Below are 22,088 nucleotides of genomic sequence, written 5' to 3'. Positions count from 1 at the left end.
CCGATTGATCACCAAGCGTATAAATGGACTTTGTATCATAGATAAAATTTGTTTGCTCTTCAGTTAAGCTGCTACCTTCGATTCTATTGCTATTGTAGGCAAAACGTTTTTGAGTGATATCATAAACGCCACCATGTACCTTGCCTTCTCGTTCTAGCCTTAACCTTGTTACTAAATCCATTACCATAAGGACTCCTTCTTTCTTTTAGTATATCATAATCAGATAATGAGGTCATCTTTACCATTGATTGTTTAATTGCTTATTAACTCAAAAAAACGAAAAGTAGAAAAGTGTAGTATGCCACTTTTCTACTTTTCTACTTTTGGTCTTTAAAATATTTACAACGAACGTCCTTTAGTATGCCCTGGTGTTTCTTTTGTTGAGTTTGATGCTTTATTCTGTTCTTGTTGCTGTGTTTTTAATGCTTTTTCAAGACGTTGATTCAAATCTTTTGGTGTGACTTTCATGACCAATTTTCTAAAGAAGTTATCTTGTTCTTCTCTAGAAAGCGTGTGAAGCTGATGCAATTTTTCAATCGGATAACTCTCAATAAGAGAAATTACTGAGGCCGTTTCTGGTGCTAAACGAGTTTTAAAATCAGATAAAATCAATTCTTTTAAAACTGGATGGGTTAAACCACCTGGCAACATTTCTATCGATGTCCGATACAAAAAATCTTTGAAATTTCTGTTATCATTTGATTCGTAAAAATTAATCAACTCTTCGATAAACGCTTCTTGCTGATCTACTGGAATTGCTAAAACTGCACTATTACTTTGTAACAAAATATGATTCGTTATCATCTGAGCAGTTCTCTTATTACCATTATTAAACCATTGACCTCTTGATACTGAGGATAGCATCTCCATACCTCGGTCAATCGGATTTTCAATCTTGCTAATGCGTTCAATTTCTGATTTGACATCTTCATAAGTTGGAATACCAGGTTTGTAATCAGTCCCCGAAATATAAACAAACTCATTTCTTAATTTCCCTGGATCAGAATAATGTCCTGCACCAACAATTTTATTATACTCTGCAAGAAGTTGATAATCTAGAGGATAGTCAATATTTTCAAACAAAAACTGCCAAGCGTGTTTTAAATTGTTGATAACAACAACCGTTTCCACATCGACATTATTAGGTGAACGTCCCTCAAAAATTTCTTTTGTCTGAGGAAAAGTGACCCCACGAACTAATTCAATGTTGGCTATTTTCCAAATACTATCAACAACTAATCGTTTAGCTGATTCAACTGCCACTTCTCTATCTACTTCTATATACTCATAATTCATAACATCTTCTCCTGTTCCTTTTAGTATATCATAAACTAAATAAGAGGTCATCTTTACATTAAGTGTTTAATTGCTTATTAACTCAAAAAAACGAAAAGTAGAAAAGTGTAGTATGCCACTTTTCTACTTTTCTACTTTTCTACTTTTCTACTTTTCGGTATTTAAAACATTTACAACGAACGTCCTTCAGTGTGACCTGGTGTTTCTTTTGTTGAGTTTGATTCTTTATTATGTTCTTGTTGCTGTGTTTTTAATGCTCTGTCAAGACGATCAGATAAACTATTGACTGTTTTTTCTGATTGTCTTGATCCAGTCTCAATAGCTGGGATAACCCTCAGGAAATCTCCCAGCGCTTCTGTCTCCGAGAATGGACCACCTTCTAAGCCAACACCATAATAGCCTAGTAAAGCATCCATAAATTGATTGTACTTTCTACCTACAGGTGGCATCAAGTATTCTTGAGAGACTAACGCACCTATCGCATGATTGGCTGAGATTAAAGCAGTTCGCTTATTACCATCTTGAAAAGGTTGCAACTTTGCGATTTGTGCAAACACTTGCCAAGCATCTAATCTCGTTTTTGGTGATTGCTCCCACATTGTTACAATCTCATCAAGATCTTCTTCTTCAATTTGAATAGGTGGAAAATAAGAAACGACGCCCCCATTTTCAGATGGCCATAAATCCACATGGATTTTATCTCTAATCGGATCAATGACAACATCTCTTAACCTACCAGGATCGTTGGGCTGTTCTTTGCTGTCACCAGTGAATTGCGAATTAATCCCAATAATACTTTGAATACTAAATGGTACATCTTGAGCAAAGTGAATGGCTCTCAGTGTATCCTCAAAAATGACACGATCATCATTATCACTTCTCAACGGCGTAACTGATTGGGTAATCAAAGCCTCTTTTGTTTGAGAGATGGTGCTACCATAGTCATTGAATTTTCCTAAATTTGTAATAAACTCTGCTAATTTTTCAATATCCATATTCATCTCTTTCTATCCTCAGATTTCTATTACTGAGACAAATTATCTTTAGTCAATTATAACATAATGTCTCACTTTCTGTTTTTTATCGTTCGTTTTTAACTCCCTTTTCTCTTTCCGATGCTTCAGATTTTTCAACCGTATGGCGAATATCTTGATAGAATATCAAGTCTTGAGAAACGCTTTCGAGTTTTTCACTTATCAAAGTCCTTTCGATTGTTAAGGCTTCAATTTCTTTTTCAAGATTTGAAACATCGGTATTAGGATCAACACCAAGTGCTAACAATTTATTCTCAAAATCTTCTTTGGTGAACTCAGGAAACAACGACGCTTCTTGTTCACTAACACTGGCCAATAATAATTTATGCGACTGGTTAAGCAACAATATTTTTTTATCAGCTTCGTCTAACTGATCATTGATTTTAGAAACCGTCTCATCAAATTTCAGCGCAAGCGTATCAAATTGCGTGCCATCCGAAACATTATTTTCAGCTAAAAAGTTTAACGCATCAACCAGGTCATCAATTTGTCGCAACTCTTTTGGTTTTTGAATAGGTACCGTACCATTATACTTAGTCAACTGATTCGCGAGTGTTTTGCCCATCAAATATTTATTACTTTGACTATTCCTGTCATTCATAAAATAAAAATAATCTTTCTCTTTGATAAACATATCAAAGCTGCCATCGTCATTTTTTTCCAGATATTTATTGTGAACGAAAATCAAACCTTCGTTACCGAGGCCATAATCTACTTCAACATAAATACCATGAGCAGTTACTTTGGCAACTTGCCAATCTTTAAGGTGCAAATTGATCTCGAAATCATTTTCAATCGTTGCTTTCTGTTGATCATAGAGATTTTTTATTTCATCTAAACCAGGTACGACATCATTTTCTTTGAGACGTGCAACAATACCTTGACGATCATATCTGCCATCATATTGTTTCAGTTTGGCAATAGATCGACTTCTTGTCGGTCTAACTTGCGGCTCATCCAATAATTTGTATTTGGCAAACTTTCCTGAAAAATCAATGTTCAAATTTAAAGCACGTGATTTCAAAATAAAATCATGCTCATCTTTTGAGTTGGCGAGTAAAAAATCAACACGGCTTTTAATTTGCTGCTTGAAATTTTTCTCACGATGATATTGATAATAAGTTGTATGATTTTTGAAAGTTGACTTTTCATGCTCAATAATTTTTGCGCCTGCATAATCTGCGTGCTTATCTGAGATTTGTTCAAACTTCCTTTTCGTTCCTTTTTGCCAACGGAAAGCTTTTCCTGTCAAGCTGTTAGTCGAATTAAAAACAATATGATTGTGGATATGTTCCTTATCCGTATGTGTTGCGATGACAAATTCATAGTCACCACCCGTCAATTCTAAAATCGTTTTTCTGCCAATCTCATGAATCTCTTCTGGCGTTAAATGATCCTCTGGACTAAAACTTTGAATGAGATGGTGTGCGAGTACGCTTCCCCCTCGACCATCCGTTTTGTCAAAATCTTTTTGACGAAAACCAACTTTTCCACTCTCGTCTAATAACTCGATGTCAGTTCCTTTTTTCAATTTGGAAAATTTTTTCGTCATCAACATCTCGTTTGCTGCATCGTAAACATCCGCAATCAAATGACCTGAAACTAGCTGTTTACTCATCGTCTTATCTGAATTTGCAATGTAGGGAAAAATATTATCTAGATGACTATTTGAGTTTGAAGCATTCACAAGTGTCTTGTCCGCATTCTCAACATAGTCTTTGACCTGGTGTAAATTTTTCGTGGTATGCACATTAAAATGTTTGGTATAAACCATCAAATGACCCTCTCTTGTTTCAATTCTTTCGACAAGGTTTCTTGGACGATTTGTTTCAAATCTTTTATCTCTGTTAATAATTCTGTGACATCTTCTTGCGAAACTTCTCCAAGCAGGTGCGCATATTTTGCCACTTGGTTGACATTATGACCAACTCGATTTACCTCTGAAGCCAATTTTTGTAATTGCGAATAGTCCACTAATTTTGCTTCGCCTGTAATCAACATGATGCGGGCATAATTTTGAAAATTATCAAATGGACTGGCCGCAACTTTTTGATTGATGAAATCAATTTCTGATTTTTCAAATCGAATTAATTTTTGAATGCTGCGCCGACGATTTTCTTTTTTCATATCACTTTCCTTTCAATCCCACTCAAAAATTCAGTGTCAAACTTTAAAAATTTAAGTGCAAAAATATTTTTTTCAACCCCAAAAAGAGTTTGGCAGCCACACCCCCTCAGGAGGGGGCATGTCTTTGGCAAGCAGAGCATATGGATATCCATATGCGATTTTTTAACAACCAAGCACGCAAAACGATTTCAAAAAGTTCCTTTGGACTTTTCATCATTTTGCGTGCCTGGCTGTTAAAATTTTTGGGGTGTCCCCCAATCCCCTTTTGCTTTTTTACAACACAAAAATATTTTTGTGCGCCCTCTTTTTAGAATTTTATTTTTAAATTTTTTTTGATTATCCGTAGATGTTGATGATTTCTTTTTTGAAAATATCAAAGCGCCAATCAGGCATTTTTTTGATTATTTCGAAAGCCACTTGATGAAAATCATCATCATCAAGTTCCTGATTTAAACCTTCTGTCGCCATTTTTTTGAAAGATTTTTCAACTTCCTTACGTGTCACATCCTTGAATTGCGGATCTAGTTTTGGTTCTTCTGAACCAAAATCTTCCAACGCAAATGTCAACAAGGCTGACATTATTTGTTCTTGTTTCTCACTAGTCATGATTGCTCTCCTTCGATTTTAAAATCACTTAATTGCCGTGAACGATTATTGATTTGTGCCACCTTGTTGGTTATCTTGTCTGCAGATGAGCTCCCTGTTTGTTCACGGCGTGCGCTTTTTTTGCGTCAAGATTTTCTTTAACTTCTGTTTTTTGTACTTCTTTTGCTTTTGAAATTTTATTCTCAAGAATACTTTCTTGATTGACATTCTTATCTTGAATCATGGCTACTGACTGATTAATTTTACCAATCAGTTGATGTGCTTCTTTCTGAATCTGATTTAAAGTAGCTTCAAGATTATCTAAAGTTTTGCCTGACTCAGTCCAATTAGAAAGATAATCAAAATTGTAATCTTGGTTCTCAACTCCAAAGTGATGCGCCACCATATAAGCGATACTTTCTGCTTCAAATTTTTGTTGCAGCTGCGCCTCAGTTCCTAAATTTGACTGTGAGTTTGCCTGATGTGAGACGTGTGTCGTTTCACGGATGAGTGAATTTAACGTTTCAGATACGCCCATACCTTTCGCAATACCAATCATTTGATCTTGTTCATGATAGAAACTTTTAACGCCATCATAATCAACAGGTACAACTTTAACAAGAGAATTGGCAACGATTGCTCGATAAAGCACTTTGAAATTTTCTTGTGATAACTTATCTTCTGACTGATAAAATTCTTTTGGAATTTCTTTGCCAGTAGTTTGGGCCACATCAAAAACGGGCGTAAGTGAAAAGCCTTTTTTCAAAATGGGTTGATTGTTTTCATCAAGTAACACATTCCCTTTATCGTCCTTTGCCGTATAAGAAATCGGTGCCTGAATTTTAAGTGATTTTGAACCTTTGGTAACATTTCTATCAAAATCTTTTTGCCATTTATTGAAACTTGCTATCATGCTGGCATCTGGATTTTGAGCCAAAATCATGCGAACATTTCTTTGAGAATAAGAATGGAATTTTGTTTGCGTTTGTAAATATTTTTTCCAATTTTCAACATCCAAGTACATTTTTAGATTATCTTTCATGAAATCAGCCAAGGCAGCTGAACGTTCTTTGGTATCTGTCATACCAAAAATATCAGAGAGTGTTTGTTTTTCTACTTCTTGTTCGACCGCCTCTGTTTCTGAATTGACAGTTTCATCTGGCACAACATCTGGAATTTCTAAGTCATCATTTATTGCTTCAGTTGCTTCAGTTGCTTCGAGAGAAGCCAAATCATTGATATCTTCCTGCCCTTGCGTGATATCATCAGTAACAACATGATCTTGAAAATCTTTAATATTAAATCTTTCCAAGTTCGTTTCGCCTTTTGATTGTAACCATGCTTTGAAATCTAAATTTGTAAAATCTTGTTGGTAGGCTTCATAGATGTATTGGTCTAGTGTCATCATACTTCTTGCCTCTTCTGACAAAGCAGCATACTCTGCTAGAAGCGTTTCAATATCCTTACTTTGTTCAGATTCAACCTCTGTTGTCTCTTCAGGAACACTTTCTTGGCGTGGCTCGCCTAGTTTGACTTTGATTTTGGGTTGAGGTGCAACTTCAATTTCAGGTACAACTTCTTCAACTTTTTCAACGTCTTCATTTTTAGATTTATCTTCTTCTGAAATTTCATGCTTGCTTTTTTCTTCCAAGGCAAATTTCGTATCGATGCGATCCGCAAAGTTTTTTAGTTTATCATTAACGTTTAAAATTCTGCGATTGATACCATTCTTCACTGTGAGGCGCACGTCGTCGACTTTATCTACTAGATTATCTTTCTTCGTATTTAAAGCAGATGTGATGCTGTCTCTAAGCTCTTTGAGAGATTGACGGATTGCTTCGAACATTTGTTTTAAGAGTGAATGCGTTTGTTCCTGCGTTGGATTTTCTAGCTTGTTATAAGCATTACCAAAATTCGTAATAATGCCCTCAATGCGTTTCATATGATTGTCAAGGAGTGTTTCAATTTCATCTTTGGTCAGATATTGACTGTTGTCTTCAGTTGCTTTTTCAACTTCATCTAACAACTCATCTACCGTTTGAGCAATCTCAAATGAAATCTTTCCACTTTCAATCTTGACCATGTTTTGAATAGTATCTTGAGTGACATTCACATCTTCTGGACTTGCATTTTCCACTGTTGTTTTCCCTTTAGTTTGTAATTCTGAAGTAGGATTTTCAACTTTAGAAGCAATCTCTTTTTCTTGAGCTGCAATCCCGAGTTCTTCATCTCGTTGAAGTGTCATTTCTTCTTTCTCGTTTAGTAATCGCTCATCATCATCGAAGCGCTCTTGTTGAGAGCTATTCGATGCTTTGACATAGCCATCTATCAATTTTTCAACTTCTGCTTGTGAAATTTCTTGATTGAAAAATTGATTTAAGACAGTAACGACTTCTCCTTGGTAGCTATCCCTGGAATCATTCCCATGTAAAATAGTGAATCGTTCATCAGTAAATTTTCCAAGATGTTTATGTTCATCATCTTCGAAAGCGCTATTTCCTGTCGTTTCTTCTAAATAATGAGCAACAACATCTCTAAAATTTTGATTGTTTTCAACTGTCACGTTTTCTTCCTCTGTTTTCTCTAAAGTAGAATTTTCTACTTGTGTACTTTCCTTAGTAGCGGTTGCCTCTTCAGATTTTGGTGTGATACTTGCTAAATCTTTGAATAACGATATCTCTTCATCATTCTTGGCTTCTTCCTTAGTTGCTTCAACGGCAGGCACATCTTTTCTCACAGCTTCACGAACTCTTTCATCTTCAAATGCTTTATCCGCTTCTTCTGGTGTGATCGGATGGTTATTGCCTAAAATAGTTTCAACACCTTGTTCTTGACCAATCGTTTGTCCCTTGGCATCAACATGAGTTTTGTGGTAACCATGTTGGTCAGGTGTTTCAACACCTTGACCTTGAAACTCAAGGCTACCAATATAACCATCTGCCATTAACGAGTCCTCATATTTTAAGGCCTGTTCAAACATATTGGTCGTTTCAATTCCCCAACTATTACTCGAAATCCAAAATGAGTCTTCATCATTTTTAAAGACATAGTAACTTGTTTCTTGTTCATCTTGATTTGGGTCATTTGGAAAAGTAGAACTTTCTACTTTTCCACTTTGTGCTGTTTCTTGTGCCATCTCTTTTTCCTCCTGTGTCATATTTTCGACGTCTTGTTGTTGAGAGGCTAATAGCTCCTCTACCTTGGCTCTGTCTGCATCATTTTGTGGTTGATATTTGAAATTAGACGTGAGTTTGAAATCTCCTGATACATCATCAATCTCTAACGCCACTTTACGCAAGCCTTTGACAAAATAAAAGGTGGGTTTCTTGGCCCACTGACTAACTGCGCCACTATCAATCAAAGTTTGAGCTGCAGGGCTAATGATTGAAGCGTTACGCTCAGATTGAACCGCCATTTTTTCGAGGTTGACTAATTCCTTTTTATACTTGCGGATTGTATCGCTTGTATAAATGCCCTCTCCTTTTTCATATGCGGCGATGGCTGCTTGGATACGTGGCATATTAGCAACACTCATGATTAAGCCATTACCCTGCTTATTCAAACCGTTAGCTTTCTTTTCCTCACGTGCTTCGAGTTTTTCGACAAGTTTTTCCTGTTCCTTGAGTTCTTCTAATTTTCTAAACATACGGTCTTGATATTTCTCAACTTGATTTCGTATCTGCCGTCCTTTAGAATTCATGACAATCGGTTGACCAAAAGGTGCACCCGCCATTGGATTGCTTGCATCAGCAGTAGCAAACTCTTGTTTCAATCGTTCTAATTTACGTCTGGATTGTGTTAAACGGCTATTATCTTCTTGGTTATTAGATGAGACCTCATTAGTTTCGTTAATAGAATTTTCTACTTTTCCAATTTTGTTTTCTTTAAGTTCTTCTTGACTATGTTCTTTATTCTTTTGTGAGATTTTTCTAACTTCAAGTTCTTGAATTAAAGTTGACACTTCTTCAGAAAAGCGAACCTGATTTTCAATCTCTTTACGATTATCGTTCCACCAATTTAAAACATCATCTGGTTTATCCACAACAAAAGGGGCATGGATAACAACAATATCATTCTCATCTACAAAGCCAGTATTAACAAACATTGGGCTACTATCAGCCCGTACTAACTCGTCATCAGTCAAGACAAAACGTAACTTTTCAAGTGATGCACGAGGGACTTTTTCGTTATTTCTGTAGGCGCTAGAGAATTGCACCGTCCGTAAGTTAATATCAATATTTGACTGAGATAAATCTCTTTTGTTAGTAGAAAATTCTACTTTTCTACTTTTATTTTCTTCAGCAACAGTTTGTTCAACTTCATTTGAGTTATTTTCATTATCAAACAAACTCAGAACACCAGTTTGCTCATCCAAAATTTTCTCTTGTTCCAGCTTAAGCAATCTTCGAAAATCAAGCTCTTTTTCTAAAGCCACAACTTTGTCTGAAGAACGAATTTGCTTATCAATCGCTTCATAATTATCTTCCCACCAGCTTATAAAACCAGTTTCTCTTGGGTTATCTACAACGAATGGCGTATAAATAACAGGTTCTTCTGTTTCAGTGTCCTGCAGTTCAGCACGAACAAAAAGATGACTATCATCTGCCCATTCAAGAGACTCCGAGTCTTCCAAAACCAATGTCAAATCCTGTGACTGTGGCACTTTTTCATTATCCTTGTAGCCTTCAGAAAATTCCACAGCACTTAAATCAATATTGATATTTGATTGAGGAAATCCTTTTTCATTAGTAGAATTTTCTACTTTTCTACCGCTATCTTCCTTGGCTTGTTGCGCAGTATTAGTCTCGTTTTCAACATCTGCTTTCTCAGGTACTTCCGTCTGTTCTTCCGCAAATTTTATTTTCGTTGCTGAATTAATTGTTGGCTTATCGCTCATATCTGCCCCCTCACTGCGTTTTGTGTCGTTCTCTGGCAACTTTGTCAGTTATTCCGTTTTCGTCGCTCTCAGGCGATTCTGAGAGGTTGTTTTCTTGATTTAAAGTAGCGTTTTCTACTTTTTTAATTTCTTCTTGTGTTTCTTCTTCGCTAATAACTCTGAGTGGGGATTGGCTGTAAATATCCATAACCTTCTCAAGTAGTTGTTTATCCAAAACAACGGTACCACTTTGTTGATTGAGATAGTCTAAGAAGTGATAGGGAACCAGGACAAACGACCAAGGATTATCAGGAATACCTGAATTCATCAACGGATAGTCCAATAATCGTCCTACTTCATACGATAAATTGTTGGCAGATTGACCGATTGGTGGATAATCAAGTTGAATCAAACGATTAATATGATAAGCGCTTATCGCTAACTCACCTATAAAGTTTGTAGAGGCATCGGATTTTGTTAATCTCAAAATATCCAGATTATCCTTAACTAATTGATACAGTTCATTTTGTTCTGGTGTGCCTTTTTCATTATAAAGCTTGAGCGTATCCTTGGTAATTGACTCAAATAATGACCGATTTTCGCCAATTAAAGTGATCATTTTGGGGGTGACATATTCTAAAGGCGAGTGAATGCTGACATTTCTAAATAATAGATAAGTGTAGACGTCATCTGAAAATTGTAGTTTTAATTTCCCAGCAGAAATTTTAGTTTCTACTGCAACGTTTAATTCATCATTTTTAGATTTTAGCTCATCACTTGTAAATACCGTCTTCTCCTTTGGTTCTGAAATGCCAAAGGCAGCCACCTTATCCCTCAATTCAGGAAATTGTTTATCCATATAATGAAAAAGCTCTTGACGGCATCTATCGTCAAAAGCTTGATATTGTGGGGAAGTCCTATAAAATTTTGCGGTGTGACTGAGACTTGTATCAAGCCCTAAGTCAGTCACATAAAGCTCAAAAGCTCTCGCAAACACTTCAGTCGGTGTTTTGAAATACCTTGCAATCTCTGTGCTACTACCTGACATTGTCGTCTGGAGTAACGCAAGTTTTTCAGGAGACAGGTTATCAAAGTTCTCTTGATACCTTTTTAAGATAGGTTCAAAAGCCATTTGAAGACTGAGGTTACCATCAGGACTGGCGTTATAATCCAGATAGTGGCCATACTCATGGATAAATGATTGAATGCCAGCACCTTGAATCGCCTCTGTTGAATCTCTTGAGCGAAAATCTAGGGCAATAGTATTGTTATGCGAGGCAAACAAACCAAGTGCCTTGTAATTACCAAGTTTACGTAATCTTAACGTTGCCTGCTTATCTTCAATTTTAGGTAGTGCAGTCATGATGCGCTCAGCTTCCGCCTCAAATTGATGAAATAAAGTTAAATCAACATCATTATCAATCTCAATATAAGAAAAATCGCCTTTAAGGCTGGTCGTCTCCATCATCTCTTGAGTTGAAAGATTGATATGTTTCTTAGTCTGCCAAGCTGCAGCACGTGTTGTCTTAGAAAGATTTTTTTCATATTCCTTTTGCAGGACAATATTATATGTGTCTTGGATATAATTGTTTAAAATCTTGACGAGATTATTGTGGTAGCGTGCAGCTTCGACCTCGCTTCTAAAGATAAGCGTGTTACTTGCAACATCAACCAGTCCTTCTTCTCCATCTTTACCACTCAACGACCCTGCTTTTGTTAGAGATAATTTTGAGCCATGAATGGTTGGGTCATAGACTGGCAACCTATCCAAAAAATCATCTGTATAGGTGCCAACCACCCTTTGAGAAACGTTACGGTATTTTTTATGCTTGCCACCGAGGGTAATATCTGAAAACATGGCCATTAAATCTTGTTTGACTAATGCGACACCTGGTTCATTTGGGTCAATCTGTTTATCCAAGAAGCGATTTAAATCCTGATAAATTTTACTATAACCAACCGTCCGTCGTTCTCTACTCACGATATGATTAGCTATCTGACGATTTGAGTCTGTGTAATGTCTAAGCTCGTCCTCGTGTTTAGGCGTTTTACTTCCTCTGTTCAAAAAGACTAAACTATTTTTGAAAGTTTCTTGTTTATCATAATAAGCGACAAGAAAAATATCGTTAGTTTCAGGTAAGAATTGGTCTGACCGATTATAATACTTGTATTTATCGGTCATATCATTATCGTAAGCTTCTCTTGTCAGCTGATGAATACCATCAATCGCATCTTCACCAGAAACGATATGCTTTTGTATCGCTTTAAACTTAGATGCCTCAAGAAGCGTTGTTTCGTCCAACTCGCTTTTTTTACCAATCACATCTGCTAATTTTTGAAATTTATCTTGTAAGCTTGCGCCTTCCTTAAAGGTTAATTTGATGTCATCAACACCATATTTTTCCTTCATCAAATTTTCAAGTTTTTTGACTTCATCTGCCATCTCACGCCTCCTCGTCAGCTATATCTAAGGCTTGCAGGCGTTCAATTTCAACACCTACTAATCTAAAGGCTGCGATAGCACCATCCGAAAACCGATTGTCTGTCACCTGACTATAATCATCAATCGATCTCATGATGAAATCATGTAGCAGTTGAAATCTGTATGCATCAAATTGTTGTGTGATTTGTTTATCGTCCATTTTGTCCTTCTTTCATCAATCAAGTAGAGTTTTCTACTTTTCTACTTTTTCAATCTTTAACGTCTTGGGCCTTTTGAGTGCGTTGGTCTTTGAGATAATTTTTCATCATTTTGTAGGATTTGTAAATCTACTGCCTGTTCTTCAGGGCTTTTACTGATAAATTCTTTAAGCCCTTCACGATCTAAAGGATTTTCCAATTCTTCAAGTGCCGTCGCAACCTCAATAGATAAATAGCCCTTATCTCCTGTCAGCTCTTGGACTTTTTCGAGCTCATTACCCCAAAATTCTTCTCTATCCACAGTATAATAATCTGTCACTCCAAGCTCATCATTATAGATTGACAATGAAGTTAAGCTACCTCGATAGTAAGCACCTATATCATGTTCCAAGTAGGCATTAACCATCTCAGGTGTCACATCAGGATCAACGTTTTTATCAAGTAAATAAGACAAGGTCCAGACATCACCTTGTGAGTAGCCACGAACAACATGAGTGACCAACTCTTGATTGTTTGCTTTCAAAACATCGTTGAGTTCTGAAATGTAAGCTGTGTTCAGAAAAGCATTGCCAGGCGCATCATTTAATTTGTCAGCCAAAAACTCATGATTGTAAAATTCATCTTCAACCAGTTTCCAAGCCACTTCTTGGATATTATCTCCCCCAAAGCAGCCATCCCCTGGCTTTGATACAATCTGATAGGCTGTCTCAAAACTTTCTGCTGTTCTAACGCCTTTAGGAAATGGTAATTCAGCCTCATCATAATAAACTTCTAGCTTATCAAGTAAATAGTCGCTATCCTCTTGCCAATCATTGATAGCCATATCTAGCGCTACTTTCTCGTTCAATGGTTGATTGTCTAAGTCAAGCAAATACTCTACAATCAAGCTTGCTTCATCTTTAGAACGTGTATAATCAGAGATTAGACCTGTTTCACGAAATGGTTCGACATCATCCCATTGATTCAAAACCGCAAGGGTATCAGAAAGCGGATTATAGGCCAAGGGTTGATTCTCATTGGGAACTGTACTTGTTGTCACATAGCTCGTCAACTCTGCCAATTTTTGTTTCGACTGGGTTTGTTCAGTTTGTATGGCAGCATTTTCATACTCAAGCAACTGATCACTTCGACGTTGAAATTCTAAATACATAGCCCTTGAAATAGAGATAGGTTCTGCTAAGATTTCTTCATCGGTTTTTTGGTACGAAAAAAAGTACGGCGCCATTTCCTTAAATTCTTCAAACGTCGCAGCTTTGACATAGGCTGTGACAAGGGCACTTTTAAGGCCAATATCAAGGTCACTGTGGTGAATACCTTTAGCCATAAAGGCTAAGTCGTCTCCTTCGTTTTTAATGGCTTCCTGCCACGTCAAGGGATTAGTCATCTTCGTGAAAATATCCTCTTGAAAACCAATCGATAGTGCTGAATGGTCAGTTATTTCTTGTTTAATCGCTTCGATTTCTTTTGTATTCATATTACTCACTCTCCTCCTCCTCTTCTTCATCATCATCAAAAATATTGATACCGTGAGAGAGTCTAATTTGCACAGCCGCACCAATTAATAGTTCTGCCGCCTCTTTTGGATTGAAACCACAAACAACAACATCGCCGCTCGCATGATTGGCATCAACTCCTAAAAAGATAAATTTATGACTCTCTTCTAAATCTTTTCCCACCTTTTCTTTAAGTGATAATTCATCAAGATTGATGTCTTGAGTGTTTTGTTTTGCCTTTTGAAACTTATCCATGATAGTCCTCCTCGACTCAAAAAGTAGAAAAATCCACTTTTCTACTTTTTTCTTTGATTAACATTACATTGATTTTGATTTTGTTGGATGCAGAACACCTTCAAAAACGTTTGAATTAACTAGGCTATCTAGATTTTTAACCAAATCACTATTAATCAGCTGATCAATTTTGTCAGCCCCAATCCCTTGTTCTTCCAGTTCTTGACTGAAAAAGCTAGAATGCTCTTCAATAATATCTGGTAAATCTTCCTCAGGTTCAAAGCTGATATCCAACTCCTCGAAAGCATCATAAGCAGCTTGTGCCACTTGTTCAAGTTCATAACAATTTAACACATTAGGATTACCAGCAAAATCAATTTGATAGGCGTTGAAAAAGATAAATTCACCTGTTTCGGCATAAGTAACATACTCAGCAACATCAATGGAAGCTTCTTCGTTGATGTAAGGTAGTTCAGCTTTATCTAAGCTAAGTACCTCATCAAAGCTACCGTTCTCAAAACTGTAGTTATCAACTAAGGTACCCGTTTTAAGTTTCATTTCTTGTTCAAAATCTTTGAGTTGTTTATTACAGTACTTCTCAACATCTCCCGCTTCTAACTGATAAGATGAGGTTGTTTGATTGAAAACAATACCAAATTGCCCTGTCGCTTCTATATAGGCATCCTTAACATCCTTTAGCATCTGTTCTAGATTATTATTGAGATAATCAGCTAATCCCTCGTAGTCAGTTAAATCATCAATTTCTGCCTTCTTAAACAATAACTGTATTATTTCATTGGATAACTTCGACTCCAGAATATTTTTTATCAAGTCATCATCATTTATAAATCGATAGAAATTATTGAAACCATCTGAAAAATCAGCGCTACTAAGACTTCTGTTATCTCCAGATTGGTAATGAACAGCAGCAATCATGTTATCATCAATACACTGAACAAAGTTTTTTGGTGCTACAGCCGCAGAAATCATTAATTCACGTGCTACCGCTTTTTTCACATTAACATAAAGAGTGAAATCGTTGAACTGATAATGTAGATCTTTTGAAACTCCTACTTCTGAAAATACCTTTTTCACAGCTTCAAAGTCTATTCCCCTTTTAAGTAAAAATCCTTTATCTTGTTCTGTCATGTCAATTTCATCGTCAAACATCACTAAACGAGCAGGAATTACTGTATCATTATCATAAATTTTCAGGGGGTTTTTATCTGACTTTTGACGAATAACTAGTTCAATACCCTTAGTTTCCTTATTCACAACTGCCATAAGATTTTTACCCCAGGTGTATAAAGATGCTAGCTTTTCATTAATTTGATTAAGATTGTGAACCAAGAGAGCATTTTCTCCGAAGTCTTCGAAGTTTTGTTCTTGGAAGACATCTGCACCTTCCTTAATTTTTATTTCTTGCGCACGCCATTCTGCGTTGGCTTTAGTGTGATTAAATGATTTGTTGTCTTTCATTGTCTTTTCCTCTATTTTTTTCAATTCAGCCATTTCTCCATCAAGTTCAAAGTCATGAATACCTAACTCAATCGTATCTTCTCTTGTAAGCGCCTGAATTTTAATATCCCAATGTTCCTCGATGAATGCTTTATCAAACCAATCAGGAATTACTTCGTGTGTGAGTGTTTCATCTTCTGCCCCATTCAGATAATCTGACCAGCGAATGTCACGGATAAACCCTAGACTTTCTCCAGTTGCGTAATCCATAAAATCCTCACCTTGTAGATCAATCACCTGGTAGCCAAAGGGCGCTTCATTCAAGCGGTCATCTTGAACAATAGGCATGTTCTCAGGAATTGAACCTCCCACACTTTCCAACACCTCCTGAAATGGATGAAATTTATTATCGTTATCATAAAAGGCATATGTCTTTTGGAGTTCGATTTTCTGTCTATCAGTCAATGGCAAATTATCATCTAAGGGTATATTTTTCTCTTCAAAATCATCCATAAACATGTCAAAATCAATCGGAAAAGTCTTGGCAGGATAATCATCGTTCGTATCTGTTTCATAAGCCGCATCAAACCACTCTGGGGCATTCTGGACTATTTTTCTCCATGTTGGTTCCCCCTCTTGCAATACCAAATTAAGCCTTGCATTTTGTAAGTCCTTGATTTTTTGAATGCCTTCAGGGAAGAATGGCACCGTGGAAAAACGGTACATCCTACTATTTTGAGGATAGTCTTCAATAGATAGCACAAACGTCTCGAATTTCAGCTCTAAATCATTCAAATTATTTTTGATAAAAGATAGCTGATTAGAAGGGATGGGTGGGTCAATATAAGAAAACATCGTCTCATCTGCCAAGTCTAAAAACACAGCTTTTTGAAAATCAAGACCTGGGTTTTTAAAATGAGGGTTATCAGTTTTAAAAGGGGTAAGATAGTAGGTCTCACTTGGTGCCTTAGCATTGACATTGGCACGTAATGGGATAACCAACCACTTGAATCAATCACCCCTAAATAAGGGCGATTCATCTTGTTCATAAATTCATTGCTACCTGTCTGGTCGTATGCGACCGCATAAAATTTCTCTGTCAGATAGGCAAATTTCATCTCTTGAAAATTTGACAAATTAACACTCCTTTGATATTATAATTGTAGAGAGCACAAGCAGTTAGCGCTTCGAGTCTAACCATAGAGAAGGCTCTCTTTTTTGTTGTTTTTTTATTTTCCTATGCTATTTTTTATTTAAAGAGACCGTACAGGCAGGATAAGCCTTGATTATCCCATTAGATGAGGCGGTCTCTTTTTTTGATATTCAAAAACACTAAAAGTAGAATTTTCCACTTTTAGTGTTTTCGTTATGATTCCCATTTATTTTTTCAAAATTCCGCCAAAACCAAAATGTCTCTTGAGAAAACAGAGTTCTTTTATGGCGGTTATCATCATTGCCACGCCAAACTTCTGAGCGCTCATATAGCCCCATTTTTTGACACATTTTCCGACCACGATCCGTTACGCCAACTGCGAAAATAGTTGAAACCCGATGTAAGTCGTTGACTTCAAAAATATCTTTTAGCGCTTGAGGGATGAGTTTGAGTATCTCTAAACGGTTCTGGTAGTGCTTCTTGATGGCGATAACGTCAATATAAATGGAATGATGTTCGTTTCTTGAGTCAGTTGCTTCTTGTAAATCCGAAAAATTTAAGCCAACTTGATGATATAAATCTTCATAAAGTAAAGTAGCTGCCGTAGGTTTTAGTATGCGAACTTGGATATAAGCTGCTGCAGATTTCTCTCCTGTCACGGCATCTTTCTCAACAATCACTCTGGATAAATGCCCGTATTGAAGAAAATCCCTTGCCATTTCGTTCGGGCTAGAACTAAAGTAATCCCAATTTTCTTGATCGGTCTGGTTGACAACGTCGAACATGAACTTAGCATAGTCAAGGCTCTCAAAGTCTATAATGTAGCATTCGTTTTTAGTCATAAATCTCACTCTCTTCCTTTGGTTTTCCAAAACGTGTTGTTGATAAATCTTGTATAGCCTTTTCTATTGCAGGAGTTAAATCCCTTATCACCTGATTGATGTTTTCATTTTTATCGGTGAAAATAAATTTTAAGCTGATAAAATGTTTTAAAATTCCCTTTAAACCATTTTGAAGAGATTCTTCATGCGATAAATGTTTAGACCACTTGGGATCTAATTTTTCTAGTTCAGCATAAAATTTTTGATACTCTTCTTCACTATGTTTTATCATTTCTATGCCTCTTTCTTTGATTTCAATTTAATAATAATCGTAAATAGAGCCAAGGGCAAAATCACGATTGTACCTAGAGGCAACCAAAAATCGTGAGTTATCACACCGTACATACACCAACAAATGGTGTTAGCTGCCGTTAAAAACTGAGTGCCTAAGCTAATCCCTTTTATCGCTTGAGGATTATTTCTATTCTGCCATGTTGTTCTAGCCTGCGGAAGCCATAAGACAACACTGAGCAGATTAGCAATCATGCCTATTGAATTTACCATCACTCTCCTTTCAGTACAGGTAACAGGATGCCTTTTTCAAACTCAAAAACATCTTCAATGTATGGATGTTCAAAATCTGTCAATCGTCAATCATATCCTACAGCTTGGTATTTTTGAATGCGCTCTTTCAAAGAAGCTAATTTAGTCGGCATGACACGGTTATACCACTCTATTCCAGAGCGCTCAATAACAAGTTTTTTGTACTCAGCCATAACAGCCCTATCAAAAACATTTGGAAATACCAAAGTCAGCTGATTTTTTAAAGATAGACCTAAACGAGATACAAGCCTTTCGTCTTCGGTAATGAAGAGATAGTCATAATATCCTGTTTTTACCTGCAAATTTACCATTTCTGCACAACTGTCAAAAAAACGACTAGTACTCTCAACATCCATACCCCGAACAGAACGAGATTCATTAAATTCTCTATCAAACATTTTGTCTTTATTTAAGCTATAAAGTGTTGTTTTCCCCAAACATGGGAATGCTGCGATGATGCGTGTCATGTTACCTTTCCTTTCTTTAAACTTAAAAAGTAGAAAACGCTACTTTTCTACCTAAAATCATCAAAGACAACCTGAAAATCTGAGTTAAGTTTGAGGCTTGCCGCAAACTTCTTGCCCGCTTTACTCTTAAAACCTTCGATAACCGTTGTCGTTCCACCTGCTAACAATATTTTTATTGCAGAATCTGGTAACGTTTTGCCGGATTTTTTCTTCCACAACTTGAAATCACACTGATCGCTTGAACAGTTATAAGAAAGTGGCCGCATCATCAAATCACAACGACACTTGGGACACGATATGCTTTCAACATGACTAGCACCTGTATGCTTCGGAACAGCTTCAAAAATCTCTGGTGCCTTATGGATTGTATCGCTCACAAATCGCTTACAATGAGTCAAGAAACCATCTTGCGCCTTTTGCAACATATCTGGGTCATATTGGCTGCTTCCAATTTTGTCTAGAGCCGCTTCCCATTTAGCTGTCATCTCTGGTGTTGATAACAAAGGAAAATTTTTAATCGCTTGATAAAGTAGATTACCTTTATCAGTCACAGCGATATTATTTTTAACTACTTTGATATAGTCGGTCTCTTTTAGTCGCTCAATGATCGTTGCACGAGTTGCCTCAGTCGCAAGACCACAAGCATCTTTTGTGGCCATCTGCTCTGAGTCTGCTCCTGCTGCAGCCATCGCTAAAATAAGTGTCCCTTCAGTATAATGTTTAGGCGGCGATGTCTCGCCTTCTCTCAGCACAACATCACAGGATAATTTTTGACCAATCTTTAACGGCGGTAAAAATGGGAGTTTATTCAAGTCTTTAGAGAGAATATCTTTAAATCCTCTATCTACAAGCACCTTACCTTTAGCCTTAAACGATAGCGCTTGTAACGAAAGAACCGCAACTGTTTCATCACAAATGTAGTTATGCGCAAACATAGCAACTGTCGTTCTCAAAATTAAATCATAGATTTGTGCTTCTCTGGAGACCAGAACAGCTTTAGGAATTTGACGAGTAGGGATAATCGCCAAATGGCTCTCACCTTCTGCTTTTGAGTTATCGACGTAGCGTTCCCTTGGCTCTAATTGATCCAGGGGCGCTGATAGATCAAGATAAGTCGCATAAGTTGTTAAGTTCTCTTTGAGATACGCAAATTCCTTATCTGTGATATGATTTGAGGCTGTTCGGGGGTAAGTAATCAATTCTTTTTCATACAGGCTCTGTGCTGCCTCTATTGTCTCCTTACCGCTCATTTTAAAGCGTTTATTGGCTTCAGCTTGTAAGGTTCTCAAAGAAAACAACTGCGGGCTAAACATTTCTCTTTGCCCATGTGTAACGGCTTCAACAACAGACTCGTTTTTTTCAGGGTCAATATGATTTTGGTTTAAAAACTTGATTAAATCATTTTGACTTTCAAAAAAAGCTTTAGGATTTAAAAATGCTTTAAAGCCTAAGTCTGTTTCAAGAACTGGCGACCACTGCGATTTAGGTACAAAGCGGTCAATCTCAAACTCCCTTTGGCAGACCATCGCAAGTGTGGGTGTTTGAACACGGCCTACTGAGAAAACACCCTCATAACCTTTTGTTTGAAACTGATTGGTAAATAACCTAGTTAAATTGATGCCCACTAGCCAGTCCGCAATCTGTCGCGTCTGAGCTTCCTTATATCGTGGATAATACTTGAGGACACCTTTGAGATTGGAGAAACCTTCACGGATGCTTTCTTCTTCTAAAGAATTGATGACTAAACGTTCATACCGCCTGCCATCAGTCGGCTTTAAACCTGCTTGAGTCATAATGGACCAAGCAATATTTTCACCTTCACGATCAAAATCTGTGCCAATCACACTGTGATTAGACGATTTAAGGAGCTGCTTAACAATCGCATATTGCTTTCTTTTATCTTTCGCAACTTTAAACTGATAGGTAAGCGGAAAAATCGGTAAATAGGCCATGCGCCAACTTTTCAACACTTTGTTGTAGTCCTGGGGACGATAAAGTTCAATTAAATGACCCATGCCAAAAGTGATACAAACATCTTCACCATCAAATAAATCAGGGTCTCTAACTTGATAATAGCCATCACATTTTTGGTGATGAGAAAAAGCACCTGCATAGGCAAGCGCTTGACGTGGTTTTTCAGCCAAAATAATTATGGTCATCTTCTAACGCTCCTTCCAAAGTCAAAAGGGCAAATCCTCATCATTTAAGTTCATTGGTGTCCCACCAGAAAACGGATCGCTATCAGGACCAAAATCAGGGGCAGCGGTCTGCGCTTGTGCCTGAGTATTTTGAGTAGTGCCTGAATGGTTGTCATCACGTCTACTACGACTTTCAAGCATTTGGAAACTATCCGCAACCACTTCAGTCACGTAAACACGTTGGCCTTGTTGATTTTCGTAGTTTCGACTTTGAAGTCGTCCAGTGATACCAATAAGCGCACCTTTCTTCGCCCAATTTGCGATATTTTCCGCCGTTTTTCGCCAAACGACAACATTAATGAAATCCGCTTCACGTTCACCATTCGCATTTTTGAAAGTTCGATTGACCGCAAGGGTAAAAGTGGCCACTGCTTGATTAGCGGGTGTATAGCGTAATTCAGCATCTTTGGTCAAACGACCAATTAATACAACATTGTTAATCATGATAATTCTCCTCGTTTTCTTATCAAAAGTAGAAAATTCTACTTTTCTACTTTAAGCAACATGATACATTTCTTCTAAAGCTGCATCATCTAAATTGACATCTACAACTTCCAAATCACTTGTTTCAAAATCAATAGAGGCAACCAACTCTTCGGTTTCATCAGGATAGATATGATAATCCCACCAGCGACTAGGATCACCATCAGAAATCTGCATAAATCTTGGATGGCTTGATAAATCAAATTTCTTACCTTTGTAGAAACGCATCCCCCTGATTCGTACAAGCGATTCACTATTAGGCATGACAGAAATTTCATCGGGTGTCATCAGATCACGAGCCGTCCGCTGAACACTCTCACTGTTTGAAGTGCTTTGTCCTCTTGAAGTTGAATGATTTCGCTGCGTGACTGTTTGTTTCCCCATCAACTCCTGACTGATATATTTCCAGTCCCCTGGTTCATTTCCGCCTAGATAAACAAAACTATCTGAGTTAGAAATCATGGATTTGTACTCTTTCTTATACAAATCCTCACTCGTATAATATATTCTAGTAGTGATTAACCACTACGATTTTTACCTAATTGATATTAATTTTCACTTGACTACTGAGCCGTTTCTCAGAGATAATAGTTCTGGAATGGACTCACGGATTTTGCTTA

The 22,088-nt window shown here is 37.0% G+C and carries 18 protein-coding genes and 1 pseudogene; all 19 read right to left on the bottom strand.

Annotation, left to right across the window (positions count from 1 at the left end; genetic code table 11):
• Nucleotides 1–181: pseudogene (locus ACYQ21_RS09845) on the bottom strand (Fic family protein); the annotation flags it as partial.
• Between the two features lie 158 nt (nucleotides 182–339).
• Entirely contained in the window at nucleotides 340–1,296 is a 957-nt protein-coding gene (locus tag ACYQ21_RS09840) for a Fic family protein (RefSeq protein ID WP_460058107.1), read from the bottom strand.
• 170 nt (nucleotides 1,297–1,466) lie between these two features.
• Nucleotides 1,467–2,291, bottom strand: a complete 825-nt coding sequence (locus tag ACYQ21_RS09835; RefSeq protein WP_460058105.1) for a Fic family protein — start codon at nucleotides 2,289–2,291, stop codon at nucleotides 1,467–1,469.
• A gap of 85 nt (nucleotides 2,292–2,376) precedes the next feature.
• Complete coding sequence (locus ACYQ21_RS09830) at nucleotides 2,377–4,104, bottom strand: relaxase/mobilization nuclease domain-containing protein (RefSeq protein ID WP_460058103.1); 1,728 nt, start codon at nucleotides 4,102–4,104, stop codon at nucleotides 2,377–2,379.
• On the bottom strand, nucleotides 4,104–4,457 hold the full coding sequence (mobC, locus tag ACYQ21_RS09825; protein ID WP_460058101.1) for a plasmid mobilization relaxosome protein MobC: 354 nt from the start codon (nucleotides 4,455–4,457) through the stop codon (nucleotides 4,104–4,106). The genes ACYQ21_RS09830 and mobC overlap by 1 nt, the downstream gene beginning before the upstream one ends.
• A 336-nt stretch (nucleotides 4,458–4,793) precedes the next feature.
• A complete protein-coding gene (locus ACYQ21_RS09820) occupies nucleotides 4,794–5,063 on the bottom strand; it encodes a c-type cytochrome (RefSeq protein WP_460058099.1) in 270 nt (89 codons plus the stop codon).
• Nucleotides 5,064–5,133: 70 nt separating this feature from the next.
• Nucleotides 5,134–9,939: an ArdC family protein gene (locus tag ACYQ21_RS09815; protein WP_460058097.1), complete on the bottom strand. Its 4,806-nt coding sequence runs from the start codon at nucleotides 9,937–9,939 to the stop codon at nucleotides 5,134–5,136.
• 10 nt (nucleotides 9,940–9,949) lie between these two features.
• Nucleotides 9,950–12,361, bottom strand: coding sequence for a hypothetical protein (locus ACYQ21_RS09810; protein ID WP_460058094.1), 2,412 nt, complete (start codon nucleotides 12,359–12,361; stop codon nucleotides 9,950–9,952).
• 1 nt (nucleotide 12,362) lies between these two features.
• Nucleotides 12,363–12,560: a hypothetical protein gene (locus ACYQ21_RS09805; protein ID WP_460058092.1), complete on the bottom strand. Its 198-nt coding sequence runs from the start codon at nucleotides 12,558–12,560 to the stop codon at nucleotides 12,363–12,365.
• A gap of 56 nt (nucleotides 12,561–12,616) precedes the next feature.
• Nucleotides 12,617–14,032, bottom strand: a complete 1,416-nt coding sequence (locus tag ACYQ21_RS09800; RefSeq protein ID WP_460058090.1) for a hypothetical protein — start codon at nucleotides 14,030–14,032, stop codon at nucleotides 12,617–12,619.
• Between the two features lies 1 nt (nucleotide 14,033).
• Complete coding sequence (locus ACYQ21_RS09795; RefSeq protein WP_460058088.1) at nucleotides 14,034–14,306, bottom strand: hypothetical protein; 273 nt, start codon at nucleotides 14,304–14,306, stop codon at nucleotides 14,034–14,036.
• 63 nt (nucleotides 14,307–14,369) lie between these two features.
• Nucleotides 14,370–16,745, bottom strand: a complete 2,376-nt coding sequence (locus tag ACYQ21_RS09790; protein ID WP_460058084.1) for a hypothetical protein — start codon at nucleotides 16,743–16,745, stop codon at nucleotides 14,370–14,372.
• 330 nt (nucleotides 16,746–17,075) lie between these two features.
• A complete protein-coding gene (locus ACYQ21_RS09785) occupies nucleotides 17,076–17,738 on the bottom strand; it encodes a hypothetical protein (protein ID WP_460058080.1) in 663 nt (220 codons plus the stop codon).
• Nucleotides 17,731–18,009, bottom strand: coding sequence for a hypothetical protein (locus tag ACYQ21_RS09780; RefSeq protein ID WP_460058078.1), 279 nt, complete (start codon nucleotides 18,007–18,009; stop codon nucleotides 17,731–17,733). The genes ACYQ21_RS09785 and ACYQ21_RS09780 overlap by 8 nt, the downstream gene beginning before the upstream one ends.
• Before the next feature lie 2 nt (nucleotides 18,010–18,011).
• Nucleotides 18,012–18,281, bottom strand: coding sequence for a hypothetical protein (locus ACYQ21_RS09775; protein WP_460058075.1), 270 nt, complete (start codon nucleotides 18,279–18,281; stop codon nucleotides 18,012–18,014).
• Between the two features lie 86 nt (nucleotides 18,282–18,367).
• Nucleotides 18,368–18,787 carry a hypothetical protein gene (locus ACYQ21_RS09770; RefSeq protein ID WP_460058073.1) on the bottom strand — a complete coding sequence of 140 codons (420 nt, stop codon included), beginning with the start codon at nucleotides 18,785–18,787 and terminating at the stop codon, nucleotides 18,368–18,370.
• Nucleotides 18,788–18,834: 47 nt separating this feature from the next.
• Nucleotides 18,835–20,946 carry a type IA DNA topoisomerase gene (locus tag ACYQ21_RS09765; RefSeq protein ID WP_460058070.1) on the bottom strand — a complete coding sequence of 704 codons (2,112 nt, stop codon included), beginning with the start codon at nucleotides 20,944–20,946 and terminating at the stop codon, nucleotides 18,835–18,837.
• A gap of 21 nt (nucleotides 20,947–20,967) precedes the next feature.
• Nucleotides 20,968–21,429, bottom strand: coding sequence for a single-stranded DNA-binding protein (gene ssb / locus ACYQ21_RS09760; protein WP_460058068.1), 462 nt, complete (start codon nucleotides 21,427–21,429; stop codon nucleotides 20,968–20,970).
• A 51-nt stretch (nucleotides 21,430–21,480) separates the two neighbouring features.
• On the bottom strand, nucleotides 21,481–21,954 hold the full coding sequence (locus tag ACYQ21_RS09755) for a type IV secretory system conjugative DNA transfer family protein (protein WP_460058066.1): 474 nt from the start codon (nucleotides 21,952–21,954) through the stop codon (nucleotides 21,481–21,483).
• Nucleotides 21,955–22,088: the final 134 nt, after the last annotated feature.

This window comes from Pseudolactococcus yaeyamensis, assembly GCF_054658615.1.
This window is presented reverse-complemented; position numbering and strand designations above follow the sequence as displayed.

Excerpts from the sequence above, each read along its gene's own strand:
- ACYQ21_RS09810 (WP_460058094.1), bottom strand. The coding sequence starts at position 12,361 with ATGGCAGATGAAGTCAAAAAACTTGAAAATTTGATGAAGGAAAAATAT.
- ACYQ21_RS09765 (WP_460058070.1), bottom strand. The coding sequence starts at position 20,946 with ATGACCATAATTATTTTGGCTGAAAAACCACGTCAAGCGCTTGCCTAT.
- ACYQ21_RS09835 (WP_460058105.1), bottom strand. The coding sequence starts at position 2,291 with ATGGATATTGAAAAATTAGCAGAGTTTATTACAAATTTAGGAAAATTC.
- ACYQ21_RS09785 (WP_460058080.1), bottom strand. The coding sequence starts at position 17,738 with ATGACTAAAAACGAATGCTACATTATAGACTTTGAGAGCCTTGACTAT.
- ACYQ21_RS09830 (WP_460058103.1), bottom strand. The coding sequence starts at position 4,104 with ATGGTTTATACCAAACATTTTAATGTGCATACCACGAAAAATTTACAC.
- ACYQ21_RS09840 (WP_460058107.1), bottom strand. The coding sequence starts at position 1,296 with ATGAATTATGAGTATATAGAAGTAGATAGAGAAGTGGCAGTTGAATCA.
- ACYQ21_RS09780 (WP_460058078.1), bottom strand. The coding sequence starts at position 18,009 with ATGATAAAACATAGTGAAGAAGAGTATCAAAAATTTTATGCTGAACTA.
- ACYQ21_RS09775 (WP_460058075.1), bottom strand. The coding sequence starts at position 18,281 with ATGGTAAATTCAATAGGCATGATTGCTAATCTGCTCAGTGTTGTCTTA.
- ACYQ21_RS09820 (WP_460058099.1), bottom strand. The coding sequence starts at position 5,063 with ATGACTAGTGAGAAACAAGAACAAATAATGTCAGCCTTGTTGACATTT.
- ACYQ21_RS09805 (WP_460058092.1), bottom strand. The coding sequence starts at position 12,560 with ATGGACGATAAACAAATCACACAACAATTTGATGCATACAGATTTCAA.
- ACYQ21_RS09815 (WP_460058097.1), bottom strand. The coding sequence starts at position 9,939 with ATGAGCGATAAGCCAACAATTAATTCAGCAACGAAAATAAAATTTGCG.
- ACYQ21_RS09770 (WP_460058073.1), bottom strand. The coding sequence starts at position 18,787 with ATGACACGCATCATCGCAGCATTCCCATGTTTGGGGAAAACAACACTT.
- ACYQ21_RS09795 (WP_460058088.1), bottom strand. The coding sequence starts at position 14,306 with ATGGATAAGTTTCAAAAGGCAAAACAAAACACTCAAGACATCAATCTT.
- ssb (WP_460058068.1), bottom strand. The coding sequence starts at position 21,429 with ATGATTAACAATGTTGTATTAATTGGTCGTTTGACCAAAGATGCTGAA.
- ACYQ21_RS09800 (WP_460058090.1), bottom strand. The coding sequence starts at position 14,032 with ATGAATACAAAAGAAATCGAAGCGATTAAACAAGAAATAACTGACCAT.
- mobC (WP_460058101.1), bottom strand. The coding sequence starts at position 4,457 with ATGAAAAAAGAAAATCGTCGGCGCAGCATTCAAAAATTAATTCGATTT.